The following is a 16,026-nucleotide window of genomic DNA, read 5'->3' as shown; positions in this document are numbered from 1 at the left end:
GGGTCCCCTCGGGGCTTGTGGAGAGCCGGGTGCGGTGCCAAGTCGCATGCCCGGTTCGGGAAGCGGCTCCGGGGAAACGGGCCGGTCGAAAGACCGGAACCGCGCCCCGGGCCGACTTCACCAGCGACGCCGCAGTGGTGACGCGTGGGCGACACCTGCATAAAATCGAACGCATGTCCGAGCTGCCGCCTGATCCGCACCGCCTCCGAGCGCTCCTGGCTCACCTCGACGCGGAGCTCGCCGCCAACAGGACCGTCGCCACCTACCTGCGGCTCCAGCGCGACGCCGTCCGACAGGCCCTCGCTGCGGCCGGCAGGAAGCAGTCCCCGCCCCGACAGGCCGCCAGCCCGCCGACGGAGAACAGCACCCCCGGGAACGTGGACGGCTACCTCCTTGAGCCGAAACGGCACCCGACCGCGCCGCAGCCCGCGCAAATCCACCTGGCCAAGTGCGCGATGCCGCAACGGGACACCGCCCCGATCAGCGAGGAAGAAGCCCGGCTTGCGCTCGCCGATCGGGCCCAGCCGAAGGTGATGGAGGCGTGCCAGTTCTGCCGGCCCGACACCGCGCTCGGGCTCGCCGACTAGGCGCTCTTCGCCTTCCGGCCGGCCGTCTTCTTCGCGGGCTTTTTTGCCGCGGGCTTCTTGGCCCCATCGCCGCGGGACGCCTTCGCTTGCGCCACCGACTGCTCCAGCGCTGCCATCAGGTCCACCACCCCGGTCGGAGCGGCCTCCGCCTCCGGCATCTGCGGGGGCTCCCGGCCCTCCTGCTTGGCCTTGATGACCTCGGCGAGCGCGTCCGTGTAGTGGTCGGTGAACTCGTCGTCCTCGAGGTCGTCACGGCCCATGCTCTCAAGCAGCAGCAACGCTTCTTCGATCTCTTCTTCGGACAGTTCGACGTCCTCGATGCCGAGGGCGGAGGGGTCGCGGATTTCGTCGTCCCACCGCATCGCGTGCAGGACGATCGCGTCGTCGCGGATCCGCAGCAGGCCGAGCCGTTCGCGGCCGTGCCACGCAAACTTGGCGATCGCCGCCTTGCTGGTGCGCTCCAACGCCTGCCTGAGCAGGGCATACGGTTTGCCTGCGACGGGGCCGTCCGGGGACAGGTAGTAGCCGTCACCGATCCGGATCGGGTCGATCGACTCGTAGGGCACGAACGCCACCACGTCGATCGCTTTCGCCGTCGGCAGCGGCAGGTCGGCGAGCTCGTCGTCGGACACCGCGATGATCTGGTCTTTCGACAGCTCGTAGCCCTTGCCGATCTCGTCCTCTGTGAGGACCTGGCCGTCGATGTCGCAGATCTTCCGGTATCGGATCCGGGCCATGTCCTCAAGGTGGTACTGGTGGAAACTGATGTTGTGGCTCTCGGTGGCGCTGATCACGCGGACAGGGATCGTGACCAGCCCAAAGCTGATCGCGCCGCTCCAGATGGCGTGGGGCATGGCGGGCCTCCAAGACAGCCCCGAGCACCACAAGGCTATGGCCCAGGACTCGCACCCGCATGCCGGTGAGCGGCAGCAACCGTCACAGCGCCCTCTGATTCCTCACCAGCGGCCGTGACAGGAGCTTTGGGGGTGCGTGACAGCAGGTCCGATCACGTTCGGTGAGCGTGACAGGGCGCCGGACACCGTGACTTGACAGGCTCACTCACATCGGGGTTGCAGCCGGGGTCGTCGTCCTCGTGCCGTGGCTCACCCAGCGGGGGCCGGCCGTCGACGTGTGCCTGGTTGTCGGCGGTGAGTCTCCCGTAGCAGGTGGCGCACTCAGGTCGACTCCACCCGCACGGCGACGACCGGAGTCGGCAAGCAGCTGCACGCTGCGCCTCCACTCCGCGACTTCGGCCGGGCCGCGCTCTTCGTTGGACAGGTCCTCGCGGTCAGGTGGGATTGGGGTGCGGGGGGGGGTGCTCACACGAGCGTCCCAATAGTCGTGGAAACGGTGACGGGAAATCCGGCTGCCAAGCGGTGGGCGCGGCAGCCGTAGACAAGTTTATAGCAGCCATGAATTCCGTGCGGCTGAATGGATATCGAGCCGTTCCACGTCCTTGAATTCCACGTGCACGCCCGCACGTCCGCCGGCTTCCTTGCGGAAATAGGCGTCGGCGATGGCTTCCGCAACCAGCTCGTGCAGATTCATCCGTCGTTCCGCTCTCCCGCGCGACCAGGATCAGGTCGGCGTGCGCAGGCGAGACGGCGGTATGATGTCCCGCATCCGGCCCATGTCTGAGGTCCCCCTCCGGGCCGAATCCGAAGTAGGCCCGGCAGGAGATGACGAGCCCTCCAGATGTGGTAGCGCGCTGCCTCGCCTGCGCCCTGACCTGCGTCGACACCGTGCCCCACACCACCATCAGCCCTCGGCGAGAAATCGGATCTCGGAAACATCAGCCGGTGGATCCGGGCTCAGCGAATCAGCACCGGTAGGTAAAGACCCGCCACCTCGCCACCCCGTCCGTGTCCATTGTGAATGGTACCCGAGGCGTTGAAAGCAGACCCTGCTGGCGATAATGATAACGGTACTCCACGCCGTTTTGCTGGTAATAGCTGTTGGCGCAGTACAAGTTTCCGATGTAGTAACCCTCGGCTTGGGCCCACCCAAGATGCCTGTCCGTTCGCCTGTCTCGAGGCAAGATCTCGTCGTAGACGGCGCCACCGTCATCCATTTCGTATACCACGCCGATGCCGACGGCGCTGTTGACCGAGTTGTGGATGTAGCTCCACGGCGGGGGGGCCGCGGATGCGGGAGTGGCGGTGAGGGGGAGCGCGGCGATTACCGCCAATACGGCGATCATCGTCACGACCATTGCAGCCGCCCGTTTTCTGATTCTTCTCAATCGCATTTGGTCTCCTCTGCAGTCGCAACCAATGCAGCCATACCTGGCTGATGGCGTCCCTTGTCATGGTGTAGTCGGTCACGGTTGGGGAGTGCGCCGGGGGCGTGTGCCGATGGGGCTTCCGCTCCTTGCCCGCACGGGGGCCACCGTGCAACTCGCCGGAGTGATCCGGCATTGCCCGTCGCGCAGGCATCCAACCTCCCGATTCCTGGGGTGGCGAGCCGATACATGCCCGCTTTCGAGCGCCCCAATTGCCATAGAGTGCACGCCGGATCGAGTCCTGTCGTTATGCGTGAGTGCACAGTTGTTTAGTTGTCGTGCACTGTTGCGCCCTGCTGGCGGTACTGGCGCGGAGAGAGACCGTAGGCGTTGCGGAAGGCCTGGCTGAAATGCGCGGGGCTGGCAAACGCCCACCGGGCCGCGATCGCATGGATCGGACGGGTGGCCAGCCGAGGGTCGGCGAGGTCGCGCCTGCATTGCTCCAGGCGGCGCTCACGGATCCAGCTGGCCACAGTGTGGCCTTCCTGCTGGAACAGTTTGTGCAGGTAGCGCAGCGAGATGTGGTGGGCTGCCGCAATCGAGTCCGGGGCCAGGTTCGGGTCTCCCAGGTTGTCCCGGATGAAGGCGCGGATCTGGGCCATCAGCGCACGCCGCCTGGTGTGGGGTGGCACCGTGCTCGGGGTCTCCAGCGCGTCGGCGAGCGCCGTGGTGAGCACGTCGAGGGTGAGGGTGGACAGCCGGGCGGTGTCGGCCGGGCTGAGCTCGTGCATGTGCCGGGCGAGCTGCAGCAGGAACTGTGACGAGAGAGCACCGATGCCCTGCGTGCCGGGGATGCGAACGGCGCTCAGCCGCCGCAGCTCCCGAAGGGGCAACGGCACCAGCGCGCGCGGGAAGCGCAGAAGCAGCAGCTGGCTCGTAGGAATATGCGGAGCATGCCCACCCAGGAAGGGACGAGAGGTGTCGAACAGCGTCAGATCGCCGACCCCCAGATCTGCGCTCTGGCCGTTTTGCGTCACCGTGGCACCACCGTGCACGATGCAGCCCACCTTGAGCACTTCGGGATCGGCCTGGCGAATGAGCTTGGGCGAGCGATGGACCGAGTGCGGCATCGTGGTCAACAGCGTCGCCTGCATCGCGCCGAAATCGCTGATGCCGACCTGAGCCCGGAACCCGTTCTCCAACTGCGGGTCGCAGTGTAAGTCGTAAGGCACCCAGAGCTTCGTGCTCACCTCGCGCCAGAAGGCGAACCGCTCTCCCGCCGCGACCTCGGCAGTGCTGATCACATCCATGAGACCAGTGTTGTCGCGACGGGGTCGGGTCAGCATCACCCGAACAAGCCGAACACACCCCGCCACCGTGACCGCACTCGTTCATCCGTCCGGCGACGGGGCTCCCCGCTCACTGGGTGAGGAAGCCATGGACCAGCCGCCCCTCCACGAAGCTCCGGTGACTGTGGCCGACCGCCTGCTGGACGGCCCGGCGTGCCGCACGCCGCGAAGGCGGCTCGCAGTCCCTGTACGCGGTGGCTTTCTTGCAGAACATGGCGTTCTGGGTGCCCATGGAGCTGTTCATGACGAACATCGGCTTCGACGCGGACCGGGGTGGGTGTGATGGCCGCGGCGGCGCGGTCGCTGGCGTGCTTGCGGGACAGTTCCAGTGCGGCGGCGCGAACGTCCTCGGGGACGCTGGTGGCGGTGACCTGGACGATGGCGCCGCAGTCGCAGGGGGTCATGCCGTGCCAGGCGGAGCGGTTGCATTCGGCCACCCATTCGACGGTGACCGGGATGGGGTTGTCCATGACCGTGAGGTCGTGCCAGTCCCCCCAACTGCTGGGGTGCTGCTTGCCGCAGGCGGCGTGCACGATGACGGCCGTGCCCTCTTCGATCGTGAGGAGGTACTGGTCGTCGGCGGGCTTGCAGTGGCATTCGTCGGCGGTGAGGTCGGGTTCCTCGGCGTCGGGTTCGGTGTGGAACAGGTCGATTTTCGGGGGCATTTGTGTGCCTCTCGTGGTGCGTGTGTTGACGTTGTGCCGAAAGGTCGTTCTAAGATGGCCTCGTACGGAGCGCGTCCCGAGAACCGGGAGCGCTCCTTTTTCATGCTCGGGAAACACCGCATCTCATTGCGGCCGCATTGAAAAACGGGTACGGTTGGCCCTGTTGTAGCCACCGACGTGGCCAGGCTGCTGGTTGCGTCCGCATTGAGTAAGGAGAGACCCTGGCGTGGACACGAACCGCTCGCGTCCGCCCTCGGCGCGTCCTCGGGCCGGACGCCCGCCGCCCCGGAGAGACACGTTGGCCCGTCCGCGTAAGACGACCCTGCCTGACCTGCTCGCCGCCGCAGCCGAACGGCTGGAGGCCCTCGGCGAGCCCGAGTTGGCCGCAGCCGTACGCGACGCCCGGGCCAAGCTCACCGCGAGCAAGGCGAGCCCGGACAACCCCACGCTCCCGCTGTACGTGCAGCGGGAGACGTGGGAGCGGGCGCAAGCCGCAGGCTCAACCATCGACGCCGTAGAGGCCGGCTTCACCGCGTTCCTCGCGGGCAAGTTCACGCCCAAGCCGCTCCCACGCGGCGGCGACAAGACCCGGGCCAGTTCCCGGGCGTCCTCCCAACGCACGGCCGAGGTTGAGGCTTACGCCGCCGCGCACGCCGACGAACTCGGCTGGACGCCCTCGGCATCGCAGGTCGCCAACGCGTGGCTGGAGCACAAGTACGGCAAGCCCGCCCGCAGGTAGAAACCCTGCCCCGGGGTGCAGCGGCTGGAGCCGACAACAGCCCGCGCCCTCGGCCCCATATCTCGCAAGGAGAACAACTCCCCATGGCAGCCCCCCAGGCCGCCGGCACACAGGCCGGTGGTCAGAATCAGCACACCCAAAACCAGCCCGGCGACCCCTTCCATCCCGCCACGAAGGAGAAGGCCAAGGCCCGTATCGCGCTCGGCGGGATCGGTGGCTCGGGCAAGACGATGACGATGCTGAAGATCGCCTCCGCACTGGTCCGCCCTGGCGAGCGGATCGCCGTGGTGGACACTGAGTACGGCTCGGCGTCCAAGTACGCGAAGGATTTCGACTTCCACTCCCTGGAGAAGCGCCACTTCGACCCGAGGGACCTGATCAAGACGGTCGCGGACGCCACCCGCTACGGGTACGGAGTGCTCTGCGTGGACTCCTGGTCGCGGTACTGGTCCGGCAAGGGCGGCATGCTGGCCCTGGTCGACCAGTTCAGCCGGGGCCAGTTCAGCGGCTGGAAAGACGCCACTCCGATCCAGCACGACATGATGGACGCCCTCCTGTCCTTCCCCGGGCATCTCATCGTCACCGTCCGCTCGAAGACCGAGTGGGTGATGGAGCGCAACGCCGAGGGCAAGCAGGCCCCGAAGAAGTACGGGATGAAGTACGACCAGCGCGAGAACCTGGAGTACGAGTTCGACGTCGTCGCCGACATGCAGGACGCCACGCTGACGGTGACCAAGACCCGCTGCCCCGACCTGCACGAGATGGTCGTGCACAAACCCGGCCTGGACTTCGGCTACACGATCCGCCAGTGGCTGGAGGACGGCGCCGATCCCGTCGCTACGGAGGCGTACCGGGAGCGGGCACTTTCCGAGACCGTCACGTTCGAGGAGCTGGGCGAGCTGATGAAGGAGGTCCGCGTGGCGGGCATCCAGCACCGGCCCACCAGCGATGCCAACTACAGGCCGATGAGCCTGGAAACGCTCATCCAGAACCGCGGCCGCGAGGTCCGGGCCCAGATGCAACAGTCCGGGACCGGGCGGGCGGCGTTCGCGGCGGGCGTCGACCAGCAGCAGGAGGGAGGCGCCGCAGCATGACCAGACTCGCCTTGCTCGCGCTGTTCGGTGCGTGCGCGGCGGCCTGGTGGGTTCGAGCGGGCCTGCGCCGTATGGCGCGGGCCCGTGCCCGTGAGGCCGAACGGCGCGAGGCGTACCGGCGGTGCATGACCGAGGAGGAGCAGCGGCAGGCCGCCAAGGACGCGGCCGAAGTTCTCGCCTTCGAGGAAGCCGAAATGGCGCGCTTGGTCGCCTGGTATCGGATGACCGAGGGGGGCGCGTGATCGTCCCCGCAAGGTCGTGAGCCGGGGCAGAGGCCAGCCCCCAAGATCCAGCCGGGCCAGTACCCGCAGATGCTTGAGCTGCTGCGGGCTGGCCTGGTCATGGGCGCCGTAGCGACGCAGATGGGCGTGACCCGGCAGAGCCTGTACAACCTCGCCAAGCGAGACGAGGAGATGGGCGCGCGCATCCGCAAGGCGCGCGAAGAGGGCCGACGACAGCGGCAGGAGCATGGCACTGAGACGTGCTACGTCGAACGCAACTGTCGTGGGCCCGAGTGCGTTGAGGCCGCTTCTGCCGCCCGCGCCACCCGTCGACGTCGAGCCGCCGCCGCGGCGGCCGGGGCCCGTCTCTCGGTGTACGAGCTGGCCGACGCCGTGGGCCCTTCCCCAAGCGCCCGGCCGGTCAGGGGCCGGCTGATACCACCTGACCAATCGATCCCCTACCGCCCGCCGAGGAGGCGACTGTGAGTGACCTACACGACGAGCCGATGATGCGGGTGTGCCTGTGCTGCCCGCGCGGCCTGTACGACGAGCTTGGCCGGCTCGTGTGCGAGCGCTGCGAGCGCAACATCGCCGACGGCCTGGCCGAAGTTGCCACGCTGTGGCGGCAGTTGCCCGGGCGGCTGGAAAAGGGCACGGGCTGGGCTGCCGACGGGCCGCGGGTGACCGCATCGCGGGTCGGCGCGCCTTTGCCGGGCAACCCCCAGGTCCTGGACCTAATCGCTGGTGGCGTGGTCGGCACGCTGATCGTCCATGAGGACGCCTGGCGGCGCGAACTGCGGCGCACCTATCCGCGGTTGCCGCTCACCCCGTGGCGCGGCAACCAGACGCAGACCCTGAACGGGGTGCTCGCCTTCCTGAACGAGCGGCTGCGGTGGGCCTGTTTCTCGTACGACGGGATCGAGGACCTGAGCCAGGACCTGTACCGGCTGGTGGTGAAAATGCGGGCCGTCGTCACGGGCGAGCCGCCACAGCGAGTCAGGGTGCTGCCTGTGCGGTGCCCCGTGAAGCCGGACGGCGTGCGTTTGTGCGGTGGGGAGCTGGTGTACGACCCGCGCACCCGGCTCATTACCTGCCGGACATGCCGGGACGAGCTCGGCTACGAGCACTGGACTGATATCGGGCTGGCCGTCGGGATCCTCGCTGCGGACCTGCCCACGACCAGCTAACCCCCCTTTGGAAAGGACCTGTTGGAGTGATACGGAACGAGCCCAGACCCGGCGACATCCTGCTGACCACCATCGCTGGCCCAGTCGGCAAGCTGATCGCGTTCGGGCAGTGGCTGAACGGAGACGGCTTCGGCGTGTACCAGCACGCCGCGGTCGTCCTCACGGCCTCCAGGACGCCGGACGGGTGGGCGGGCACGGTCCTCGAGGCATGGCCGGGCGGCGCCCGCATCGCGCCCCTGCAGCGCTACGACGGGCCGTCCACGGTGTACGTGTCCCCGGTCGGGCTGACGGGCGCCCAGCGGCGGATGATCTGCGCGGAGGCTGGGAAGTACGAGGGGACCCCATACAGCTTCCTCGACTATGCGGCCCTGACGGCGCACCGGCTGAACCTGCCCGCGCCGGGCCTGCGCGAGTACATCAACGCCACGGACCGCATGATCTGCTCGCAACTCGCCGACAGGACGTACCTGGATGCCGGCGTGCACCTCTTCAACGACGGACGCTGGCCGGGCTACGTCACACCGATGGACCTGTGGGATCTGCTCCGTCCGCCTGCAGACGACGTGCTGACCCTCACCGCATGAGGCAAGCGCCGACCGCACGCCCGACCCTACCCGTCCCGCGCAGCAATGGAGGAACCCATGCCGATGCCCCCCGACGAGGCTGGGGACGAGCTCGCGCTGGCCCTGATGAACACTGCCGACCGAAGACCCCGGGCGTGCTCCGCGAGACGTTCTGTCGATCCCCGGCGCGACACTGAGCGACTTCGTAAACGGCCTGCTCGGTATGGCGAGAGGCACTGACCCCGCGATCGACGCTGCGGACGGCGTACGCGCCGACCGTTGGTCTAGGCCGTAGCGCTGGATGAACTGCTCAGCCCCGCGGACGATCACGTCCTGCGGATCCACACGTCCCCCTGAGGCGACCAGTAACCCGCCTCGCCCTCGGCGGCACCTTTCAGGCCGTCAGCAGCAAGTTCTCCGCCGGGACGGCGGTCAACCGACCAAAGCAGGCCGCCGCCCCGGCTTTCTCATGCCTCCACGAAGAAGAACAGGAGTGACACCAGGATGGTCCCCCCTCAGGCCTCAGCGCTGCAAGCAGCGCAAAATCTCGCAGCACGCGGCTGGCACGTCTTCCCCCTAGCGCCCGCCGCCAAGCAGCCTGCTGTCCGCGCCTGGGAGAAGCGCGCGACGACAGACGCCGACCGCATCGCCCGATGCTGGTCATGCGGCCCATACAACATTGCTATCGCCACCGGCCCGGCCCGGCTGGTCGTCCTCGACCTGGACACCCCGAAGGACGCAGGCGACATCCCGCCCCCGCCGTGGAACGAGGCCAGCATCACCGATGGCACCGAGACCCTTGCCGCCCTATGCGAACGCCACGGTCGGCCGTACCCGTCCGACACCTACACGGTCCGCACCGGGAGCGGCGGCACGCACCTGTACTTCACCGCCCCGGAGGGAGTCGAGCTGCGTAATAGCGCAGGGAAGCTGGGATGGAAGGTGGACACTCGCGCGGGCGGCGGATACGTCGTCGCAGCGGGCAGCATCGTGGGCGGAGGGCCATACAGGGTGTTGCGTGACCAGCCACCGGCGCCGCTGCCCCGCTGGATCGCTGACCTTCTGCGCCCGACTCCGTTGCCCCCGGCAACGCCCGTCACCGTGCAGCTGGGTGGTGGCCGCCGGGCCGCCTACCTCCGTAGCGCCATCAACGCAGAGCTGGCCAAGGTAACCGACTCCCAGCCAGGCGAGCGCAACATCGTTCTCTACCGGGCCTCCGTGGCTCTGGGGCAACTCGTCGCCGGGGGAGCGCTGTCAGCGGGCGATGTAACGACGTGGCTTGCGGCGGCTGCTGCGCAGGTGGGCCAAGGGGGGCGTGAAGCGCGCAACACTATCGCCTCCGGCCTTCGCGCCGGCGCCAAGCGCCCCCGGTCGGTGACGGCGTGAGCAACACCCATCTCACCGCCGTGCCACCCCTCTTCCCCAGCCGCCGCAGGAGCTCCAAGGCACCGCTTCCCTACGCAGGGCTCAACGGCGTGTGGACGGCCGACCAGCTCATGGCCGCGGAGTTCCCCGAGCCGAAGTGGGCCGTACTCGGCATCCTTTCCGAGGGGGTGAACTTGCTCGCCGGGCCGCCGAAGGTCGGCAAGTCGTGGATGGCTCTAGGACTGGGGCTGGCCGTCGCTGCCGGTGGTGAGGCATTCGGCAGTCTGCCCGTAGAGGGTGGCCCGGTTCTGTACCTCGCGCTCGAGGACACCGCGCGCCGCCTGCAAATCCGGATGGGCAAACTCCTCGGCGGTCAGCCCGCCCCATCGGCGCTGACCTTGACCACCGAGTGCCCGCCCCTCCCGCAAGGCGGCGCGGAAATGATCGCCAAGTGGCTAGACCGGAATCCGCAGGCCCGCCTCGTTGTCATCGACGTGTTCGCCAAGGTGCGTGGCGCCGCACCCATCGGGGCCTCCGCCTACGACGCGGACTACGCGGCCGTGGGGCACGCCAAACAACTCGCCGACCACTACAGCGTCTGCGTTGTCCTCGTGCACCATCTGCGCAAGGCGAGTTCGGACGACTGGCTCACGGAAGTGTCCGGCACCAACGGCATCGCCGGCGCGGCCGACGCCACGCTGGTGCTCAAGCGGGGCCGCGGCCAGGCCGACGGCGTCCTCCTCATCACCGGCCGGGACGTCGAGGAAGCCGAGTATGCCCTGTCCTTCCAGAAGGACTCCGGCGCCTGGCAACTCCTCGACGGCCCGGCCGAAGACCACCTCATAGGCGACACCCGCGCCGTCATCCTGCGCTACGTCCGCACCCACCCGGGCGTCCGACCCAAGCAACTGTCCGAGGCCACCGGCATCGACATTGCACTGGCCCGCAAGACATGCGCACGCATGGCCGACGACCACCAACTCCGCCGCGGCCCGGGCGGGGCCTATTTCGCCCCAGACCGAAGGACAGGGGAGTGACGCCTGTGGGGTGTCCTGCCTGTCCCTGTGTCCATGAACCGTCCCTGACCTGCGCCAACGGCCAGGACGGGCCCCGTCCACTGTCCCGGCGCCCCTGGCTCGGCGAGAGGACCGAAAAGTGACCACCACGGCTACTCGGCAGCGCACGATTCTCACTATCGCTGAGCTGTGCGAAGAACTTCAGATCTCCCGCTCAACCTTCTACGACTGGCGACAAAAGCGCCGTGCCCCTCGCTGCATCAAGCTCCCGAACGGTGACCTTCGCATACGCCGCAGCGATCTCGAAAACTGGCTCGACGACCGTGAGGACCGCGACTAATGGAAACCTCCCACGACGTCCGTATATGGAATATTCGTGTTCGCAAGGGCGCTCGGAAGACTTCGTATGTCGTGCGCTGGATAGTGAAAGGCGAAGAATTCCAGGACACTTTTACGTCGTCGGGGCAGGCCGACTCCTTCCGTTCCAACCTTGTTACCGCTTCCCGCAAGGGGGAAGCGTTCAGCACGACCACAGGTCTGCCCGTGTCCCAGGGCTCCAAGGCTTCCGGCATCAACTGGTACGACTTTGCAGTGCAGTACGTGGACAGCGTATGGGCCAACACCGCCGCGCACAGCCGCAGGAGCATGGCGAAGACCTTCACGAAGGCGACCATCGCTCTACTGAGACGCCAGCCCTCGGACTATGAGCCTGTCGCCGTGCGGAGGGCGCTCCGTGAATACGCGTTCAACAAGAACAAGCGCGAAAGTGCCACCTCGGAGACGCAAGCCATCCTCGGATTCATCAAGCGCAACACGCTCAGCATGGCGGTGTGGGAGGACCCGGCGAAGGTCGAAGACGTGCTCGCCCAGGTCAACTCCCGGCTCGACGGCAAACAGAATGCTGCGAGTTCAATTAGGCGCAATCGTAATGCGCTGAGTGGGATATTTGACTACGCCATCAAGCGCGGGGTCCTGATATCTGACCCAATGCCGAAGGGTAAGAGGGACAGGGTTAAGACGTCGAGCACCGTGGACAAGCGCTCCCTGATAAATCCCAAGCAGGCGGCAGAATTGCTTGTCTGGGTCCGTGACCAGCCCAGAATAGGGGAGATCCTCCACGCGTTCTTCGCGACCATGTACTACGCAGGAACGCGTCCGGAAGAGGCCACCGCTCTACGGGTGAGAGACGTGACCCTGCCCGATGAGGATGCCGAGGACCAGTGGGGTGAACTGGTGCTGTACGAGGCGACATCGGATGTTGGGAGTCAGTGGACCGACTCCGGGAAGTCCTTTGACGAGCGGCACTTGAAGGGCCGGGCCGAAGGGGATAGCCGTCCCGTTCCCTGTCACCCGGCGCTCACGCGCATCCTTCGGGCGGAGATCAAGCGACGCGACTTGCACCCTGGTGACCTGCTCTTGCGTGGCCTAAAGGGCGCGAAGCTGCACAGCGTGGTGATTCGGCGGATGTGGGACAAGGCCCGCAAGGCCGTGCTGACCGATGACGACTACCACTCGGCTCTCGGTAAGCGGGTGTACGACCTGCGGCACACCTGCCTGACGACGTGGCTGAACAGTGGCATCCCCCCGGCCCAGGTCGCGGAGTGGGCAGGAAACAGCGTGCCCGTGCTCCTGCGCACGTACGCGCACTGTATCCAGGGCCAGTTCGACCACTACAAGAAGCGGTTGGAAGAGACACATCGCCTCTCGGGCTCCGCCTGAGCCTCCGGAGAACTTGCCCGCGTATTGCCCGTGGACCGCCGCAGCGCGCCGGTGACAGCCGTCAGCAGTCGGACCCGCACGCCTTCGGGCGGAGGCGGGTCCGAGGCTTTACGGCGCCATAAATGCCGGGCCGCGTGCCGGAGGACGCGGGGTCCTCCGGCACATTACGAACGCCGCACGCGACTGTGTTCTGCATGGTCAGCCGGGAAGTGGTATTACCGCACCGGGGTGAAGTCCAGTGCCCCGATGAACGACGGCCGGCCACCGGCGCCGCAAACAGCTCCACGGCGGTGCTCTCCGCACTGTTGAACACGATGAAGGCATTGCTGCGCAGGAAGGGGGTCATCGTCTCGCCGGAATCGGGTGTGGACTACTGCGCGCCACCGGATCTCGGCGACGCCGGCGAATCGAGCGGGCACATGCACTGACCGCACCCGCACACCCCTGACGGAGCCAGGTCCCGGCTGAACGCGCGAGGGGCGCGCCACCCGCGGATGGCGCGCCCCTCGAAATCAGCGGTCACTCGCCGGACAGCACCGCCTGGGCCGCGTTGCGCGCTTCCTCGGCCGTGTCCGCCGCGCGAGCGGCAGCCGCGGCACGCTCGCACTGCGCCAGCGTGTACTTCGCCAGCGCGGCCCGGACATAGGGAATCGACGCCGCACCCATCGACAGGGAGGTGACCCCCAGACCGGTCAGCACACACGCCAGAAGCGGGTCGGACGCGGCCTCACCGCACACCCCGCAGCTCTTGCCCTCGGCCTTCGCCGCCTCCGCGGACAGCGCGACCAGGTCGAGCAGCGCGGGCTGCCAGGGGTCCTGCAGCCGGGAGACCGCGCCCACCTGCCGGTCGGCCGCGAACGTGTACTGCGCGAGGTCATTGGTCCCCAGCGACAGGAACTCGACCTCCTGCAGGATCGAGCGCGCCCGCAGCGCGGCGGACGGGATCTCCACCATCGCCCCGAACTTCGCCCGCAACCCGACCTCCCGACAGGCGTCGGCGAACGCCTTGGCGTCCGTGCGGTCCGCGACCATCGGCGCCATGACATCCAGGTACACCGGCAGGCCCTCAGCCGCCTTCGCCAGCGCCTGCAACTGTGTCCGCAGCACTTCGGGGTGGTCGAGGAGCGTACGCAGACCACGCACGCCCAGCGCCGGGTTCGGCTCGTCGGCGGGCGTCAGGAAGTCCAGGGGCTTGTCGGCACCGGCGTCGAGCACCCGCACGACCACACGGCCCTCGGGGAACGCCTCGAGCACCTGCCGGTACGCCTCGACCTGCTTCTCCTCGGACGGCGCCCGCTTGCTGTCGTCCAGGAACAGGAACTCCGTGCGGAACAGACCGACACCCTCGGCCCCGGCCTCCACCGCGGCCGGTACGTCCGCCGGACCGCCGACGTTGGCGAGCAGCGGCACCTTGTGCCCGTCGGAGGTGGCACCCGGGCCCGTGGCAGCGGCGAGCGCCGCCTTCCGCTCGGCAGCCGCGGCCGCCATCCGCTCCTGCTTCTCCACACTCGGGTTCACGAAGATCTCACCGGTGCTGCCGTCCACGGCGATCAGCGTGCCCTCGGCCAGCTCACCCGCCCCGGGCAGCGCCACCACGGCCGGCACACCGAGGGCCCGCGCCAGGATCGCGCTGTGGCTGGTCGGCCCGCCCTCCTCGGTGACGAACCCGAGCACGAGTGAGGGATCGAGCAGCGCGGTGTCCGCCGGCGCGAGGTCCCGGGCGATCAGTACGTACGGCTCGTCGCTGTCCGGGACTCCCGGCATCGGAACGCCCAGCAGCCGGGCGACGATACGATTCCGCACGTCGTCGAGGTCGGCCACCCGCCCGGCGAGGTACTCACCGGCACCCGCCAGCAGAGCGCGGTAAGCGGCGAACGCGTCGTAGACCGCACGCTCCGCCGTGCTGCCGACCGCGACACGGCGCTCCACATCGGCCATCAGCTCCGGGTCCTGGGCCATCATGGCCTGCGCCTCGAGCACCGCCTGGGCCTCGCCCCCGGCCAGGTTGCCGCGCGCGATCAGGTCGGCGGCCACGGCCTCAACGGCCTGGCGGGCGCGCCCTTGCTCACGCTCCGCCTCCTCCGCCGGAATCTGCTTGGCCGGCGGCTCCAGCACCGCCGTTCCCATGTGCCGAACCTCGCCGATCGCCACACCGTGGCTCACACCGACGCCTCGCAGCGTTGTCTCCATGTCACTCGTCTCCGATCAGTGCGGCGGGTCCCGCCGCCGCGGTGGTTGTGCGATGTGCGTCCGGTCGCGTCCCGGACGCGGCTGACGTCACTGCCAGCCGAAAAGCTCGTCGCCGGCCTTCACTTCGCCGTCCTCGCGGACGTCGGACAGGGAGTCGGCCGTGGCCTCGAGCGCCACTACGGGGCAGATCGGGGACTTGCCCGCGGCCTCGACGGCGGCGGGGTTCCAACGCACCATGGACTGGCCGCGCACCACGGTGTCGCCCTTGCTGACGAGCAGTTCGAAGCCCGCACCGTTCAACTGCACGGTGTCGATGCCGAGATGCGTCAGTACACCGTGGCCGTGCTCGTCGACCACGACGAAGGCGTGAGGGTGGAGCGAGATGACAACGCCGTCCACCGGAGAGACGACTTCCGACGGCTCGCGAGCGGGGTCGATCGCCGTGCCCGGGCCGACCATCGCACCGGAGAAGACCGGGTCGGGTACAGCTGCGAGTCCGATGGCGCGTCCTGCGAGAGGGGACGTCACGCTGGTCATGGGAAGCCTCCCGGGGCGGGATTCATGGCCGTCGCTGCCTGACCTGGACGGCGCACTGTGCAGAGCGTAGGTCATGTGTAGCCCACATCCCGATGAGAGGTCTAGTCCACTTGAGGGCGCGGGTGGGCCGCGCACCACCGGAGGATTTGCGGCTGCTCCGCGGTCCCGTGTACAGTCGTACTCCTGCTCGGGGAGCGGCGGCGCGTCATGCGCAACGGCCAGGGCAGCAACCAACTTGTCAGATCCTAACTCGGGTCCCTTTCTGCATGCCTGCAGGACGGTGGTCAGAGAGCCGGAAAAACACTGATAGAGTTTGGAAACACCGAAGGGAAGCGCCCGGAGGAACCAGTGAAATGGTTCCAAAGGAAGCGTCCGTTCCTTGAGAACTCAACAGCGTGCCAAAAGTCAACGCCAGATATGTTGATACCCCGTCCATCGATTGATGAGATTGATGGTCGAGGTTCCTTTGAAGAAATACACAGCGAGGACGCTGTGAACGGCCGGGCTTATTCCGCCCGGCGGTTCCGCTCTCGTGATGTGTGACCGGGATGACCCGGAAAGCATTCACGGAGA

Annotated in this window: 17 protein-coding genes and 1 pseudogene; 10 read left to right on the top strand and 8 right to left on the bottom strand. The window is 67.8% G+C overall.

Annotated features, from left to right (window positions below):
• Nucleotides 1-173: 173 nt before the first annotated feature.
• Nucleotides 174-587 (top strand): DUF6233 domain-containing protein, encoded by a 414-nt coding sequence (locus EF387_RS45245; protein WP_128382406.1) that lies wholly within the window; start codon nucleotides 174-176, stop codon nucleotides 585-587.
• Here EF387_RS45245 and ku read toward each other — a convergent pair.
• The 5 genes from ku to EF387_RS45225 all read right to left on the bottom strand — a co-directional run bounded on the left by ku (nucleotide 584) and on the right by EF387_RS45225 (nucleotide 4,822).
• Nucleotides 584-1,441 (bottom strand): non-homologous end joining protein Ku, encoded by an 858-nt coding sequence (gene ku / locus EF387_RS45240; RefSeq protein WP_128382404.1) that lies wholly within the window; start codon nucleotides 1,439-1,441, stop codon nucleotides 584-586. The two genes, EF387_RS45245 and ku, sit on opposite strands and share 4 nt — an antisense overlap.
• A 547-nt stretch (nucleotides 1,442-1,988) precedes the next feature.
• On the bottom strand, nucleotides 1,989-2,135 hold the full coding sequence (locus tag EF387_RS46985; RefSeq protein ID WP_155589845.1) for a hypothetical protein: 147 nt from the start codon (nucleotides 2,133-2,135) through the stop codon (nucleotides 1,989-1,991).
• Nucleotides 2,136-2,406: 271 nt separating this feature from the next.
• Nucleotides 2,407-2,835 carry a hypothetical protein gene (locus EF387_RS45235; protein ID WP_128382403.1) on the bottom strand — a complete coding sequence of 143 codons (429 nt, stop codon included), beginning with the start codon at nucleotides 2,833-2,835 and terminating at the stop codon, nucleotides 2,407-2,409.
• A gap of 302 nt (nucleotides 2,836-3,137) precedes the next feature.
• On the bottom strand, nucleotides 3,138-4,118 hold the full coding sequence (locus EF387_RS45230) for an AraC-like ligand-binding domain-containing protein (protein ID WP_128382402.1): 981 nt from the start codon (nucleotides 4,116-4,118) through the stop codon (nucleotides 3,138-3,140).
• 35 nt (nucleotides 4,119-4,153) lie between these two features.
• Nucleotides 4,154-4,822, bottom strand: coding sequence for a hypothetical protein (locus EF387_RS45225; RefSeq protein WP_128382401.1), 669 nt, complete (start codon nucleotides 4,820-4,822; stop codon nucleotides 4,154-4,156).
• A 298-nt stretch (nucleotides 4,823-5,120) separates the two neighbouring features.
• On the opposite strand from EF387_RS45225, the gene EF387_RS45220 reads away from it, so the two are divergent.
• From EF387_RS45220 to EF387_RS45180, 9 genes are all read left to right on the top strand, one after another.
• Nucleotides 5,121-5,561: a hypothetical protein gene (locus EF387_RS45220; protein WP_128382400.1), complete on the top strand. Its 441-nt coding sequence runs from the start codon at nucleotides 5,121-5,123 to the stop codon at nucleotides 5,559-5,561.
• A gap of 83 nt (nucleotides 5,562-5,644) precedes the next feature.
• On the top strand, nucleotides 5,645-6,655 hold the full coding sequence (locus EF387_RS45215) for an AAA family ATPase (RefSeq protein ID WP_128382399.1): 1,011 nt from the start codon (nucleotides 5,645-5,647) through the stop codon (nucleotides 6,653-6,655).
• Nucleotides 6,652-6,897: a hypothetical protein gene (locus EF387_RS45210; RefSeq protein ID WP_128382398.1), complete on the top strand. Its 246-nt coding sequence runs from the start codon at nucleotides 6,652-6,654 to the stop codon at nucleotides 6,895-6,897. Before EF387_RS45215 ends, EF387_RS45210 begins: the two co-directional genes overlap by 4 nt.
• Nucleotides 6,898-7,358: 461 nt before the next feature.
• Nucleotides 7,359-8,063 carry a hypothetical protein gene (locus tag EF387_RS45205; protein WP_128382397.1) on the top strand — a complete coding sequence of 235 codons (705 nt, stop codon included), beginning with the start codon at nucleotides 7,359-7,361 and terminating at the stop codon, nucleotides 8,061-8,063.
• 26 nt (nucleotides 8,064-8,089) lie between these two features.
• On the top strand, nucleotides 8,090-8,647 hold the full coding sequence (locus tag EF387_RS45200; RefSeq protein WP_128382396.1) for a C40 family peptidase: 558 nt from the start codon (nucleotides 8,090-8,092) through the stop codon (nucleotides 8,645-8,647).
• Nucleotides 8,648-9,130: 483 nt separating this feature from the next.
• Nucleotides 9,131-10,012: a bifunctional DNA primase/polymerase gene (locus tag EF387_RS45195; protein ID WP_128382395.1), complete on the top strand. Its 882-nt coding sequence runs from the start codon at nucleotides 9,131-9,133 to the stop codon at nucleotides 10,010-10,012.
• Nucleotides 10,009-11,028 (top strand): AAA family ATPase, encoded by a 1,020-nt coding sequence (locus tag EF387_RS45190; RefSeq protein ID WP_238432075.1) that lies wholly within the window; start codon nucleotides 10,009-10,011, stop codon nucleotides 11,026-11,028. Before EF387_RS45195 ends, EF387_RS45190 begins: the two co-directional genes overlap by 4 nt.
• 118 nt (nucleotides 11,029-11,146) lie before the next feature.
• A complete protein-coding gene (locus EF387_RS45185) occupies nucleotides 11,147-11,347 on the top strand; it encodes a helix-turn-helix transcriptional regulator (protein WP_128382394.1) in 201 nt (66 codons plus the stop codon).
• Complete coding sequence (locus tag EF387_RS45180) at nucleotides 11,347-12,726, top strand: tyrosine-type recombinase/integrase (protein ID WP_128382393.1); 1,380 nt, start codon at nucleotides 11,347-11,349, stop codon at nucleotides 12,724-12,726. The genes EF387_RS45185 and EF387_RS45180 overlap by 1 nt, the downstream gene beginning before the upstream one ends.
• Before the next feature lie 215 nt (nucleotides 12,727-12,941).
• Here EF387_RS45180 and EF387_RS45175 read toward each other — a convergent pair.
• The 3 genes and pseudogenes from EF387_RS45175 to EF387_RS45165 form a co-directional block, all read right to left on the bottom strand.
• Nucleotides 12,942-13,084, bottom strand: a pseudogene (locus EF387_RS45175) (ectoine hydroxylase); the annotation flags it as partial.
• Nucleotides 13,085-13,245: 161 nt separating this feature from the next.
• The gene (gene ptsP / locus EF387_RS45170) at nucleotides 13,246-14,916 is read right to left on the bottom strand and encodes a phosphoenolpyruvate--protein phosphotransferase (RefSeq protein WP_128382392.1); all 1,671 of its coding nucleotides are present in this window, start codon (nucleotides 14,914-14,916) and stop codon (nucleotides 13,246-13,248) included.
• Between the two features lie 87 nt (nucleotides 14,917-15,003).
• Nucleotides 15,004-15,453, bottom strand: coding sequence for a PTS sugar transporter subunit IIA (locus EF387_RS45165; protein WP_128382391.1), 450 nt, complete (start codon nucleotides 15,451-15,453; stop codon nucleotides 15,004-15,006).
• Between the last annotated feature and the right edge of the window lie 573 nt (nucleotides 15,454-16,026).

Source organism: Streptomyces cavernae (assembly GCF_004023625.1).
Lineage (GTDB): Bacteria > Actinomycetota > Actinomycetes > Streptomycetales > Streptomycetaceae > Streptomyces > Streptomyces cavernae.
This window is presented reverse-complemented; position numbering and strand designations above follow the sequence as displayed.

Excerpts from the sequence above, each read along its gene's own strand:
- EF387_RS45245 (WP_128382406.1), top strand. The coding sequence starts at position 174 with ATGTCCGAGCTGCCGCCTGATCCGCACCGCCTCCGAGCGCTCCTGGCT.
- ku (WP_128382404.1), bottom strand. The coding sequence starts at position 1,441 with ATGCCCCACGCCATCTGGAGCGGCGCGATCAGCTTTGGGCTGGTCACG.
- EF387_RS46985 (WP_155589845.1), bottom strand. The coding sequence starts at position 2,135 with ATGAATCTGCACGAGCTGGTTGCGGAAGCCATCGCCGACGCCTATTTC.
- EF387_RS45235 (WP_128382403.1), bottom strand. The coding sequence starts at position 2,835 with ATGCGATTGAGAAGAATCAGAAAACGGGCGGCTGCAATGGTCGTGACG.
- EF387_RS45230 (WP_128382402.1), bottom strand. The coding sequence starts at position 4,118 with ATGGATGTGATCAGCACTGCCGAGGTCGCGGCGGGAGAGCGGTTCGCC.
- EF387_RS45225 (WP_128382401.1), bottom strand. The coding sequence starts at position 4,822 with ATGCCCCCGAAAATCGACCTGTTCCACACCGAACCCGACGCCGAGGAA.
- EF387_RS45215 (WP_128382399.1), top strand. The coding sequence starts at position 5,645 with ATGGCAGCCCCCCAGGCCGCCGGCACACAGGCCGGTGGTCAGAATCAG.
- EF387_RS45210 (WP_128382398.1), top strand. The coding sequence starts at position 6,652 with ATGACCAGACTCGCCTTGCTCGCGCTGTTCGGTGCGTGCGCGGCGGCC.
- EF387_RS45195 (WP_128382395.1), top strand. The coding sequence starts at position 9,131 with ATGGTCCCCCCTCAGGCCTCAGCGCTGCAAGCAGCGCAAAATCTCGCA.
- EF387_RS45180 (WP_128382393.1), top strand. The coding sequence starts at position 11,347 with ATGGAAACCTCCCACGACGTCCGTATATGGAATATTCGTGTTCGCAAG.
- ptsP (WP_128382392.1), bottom strand. The coding sequence starts at position 14,916 with ATGGAGACAACGCTGCGAGGCGTCGGTGTGAGCCACGGTGTGGCGATC.
- EF387_RS45165 (WP_128382391.1), bottom strand. The coding sequence starts at position 15,453 with ATGACCAGCGTGACGTCCCCTCTCGCAGGACGCGCCATCGGACTCGCA.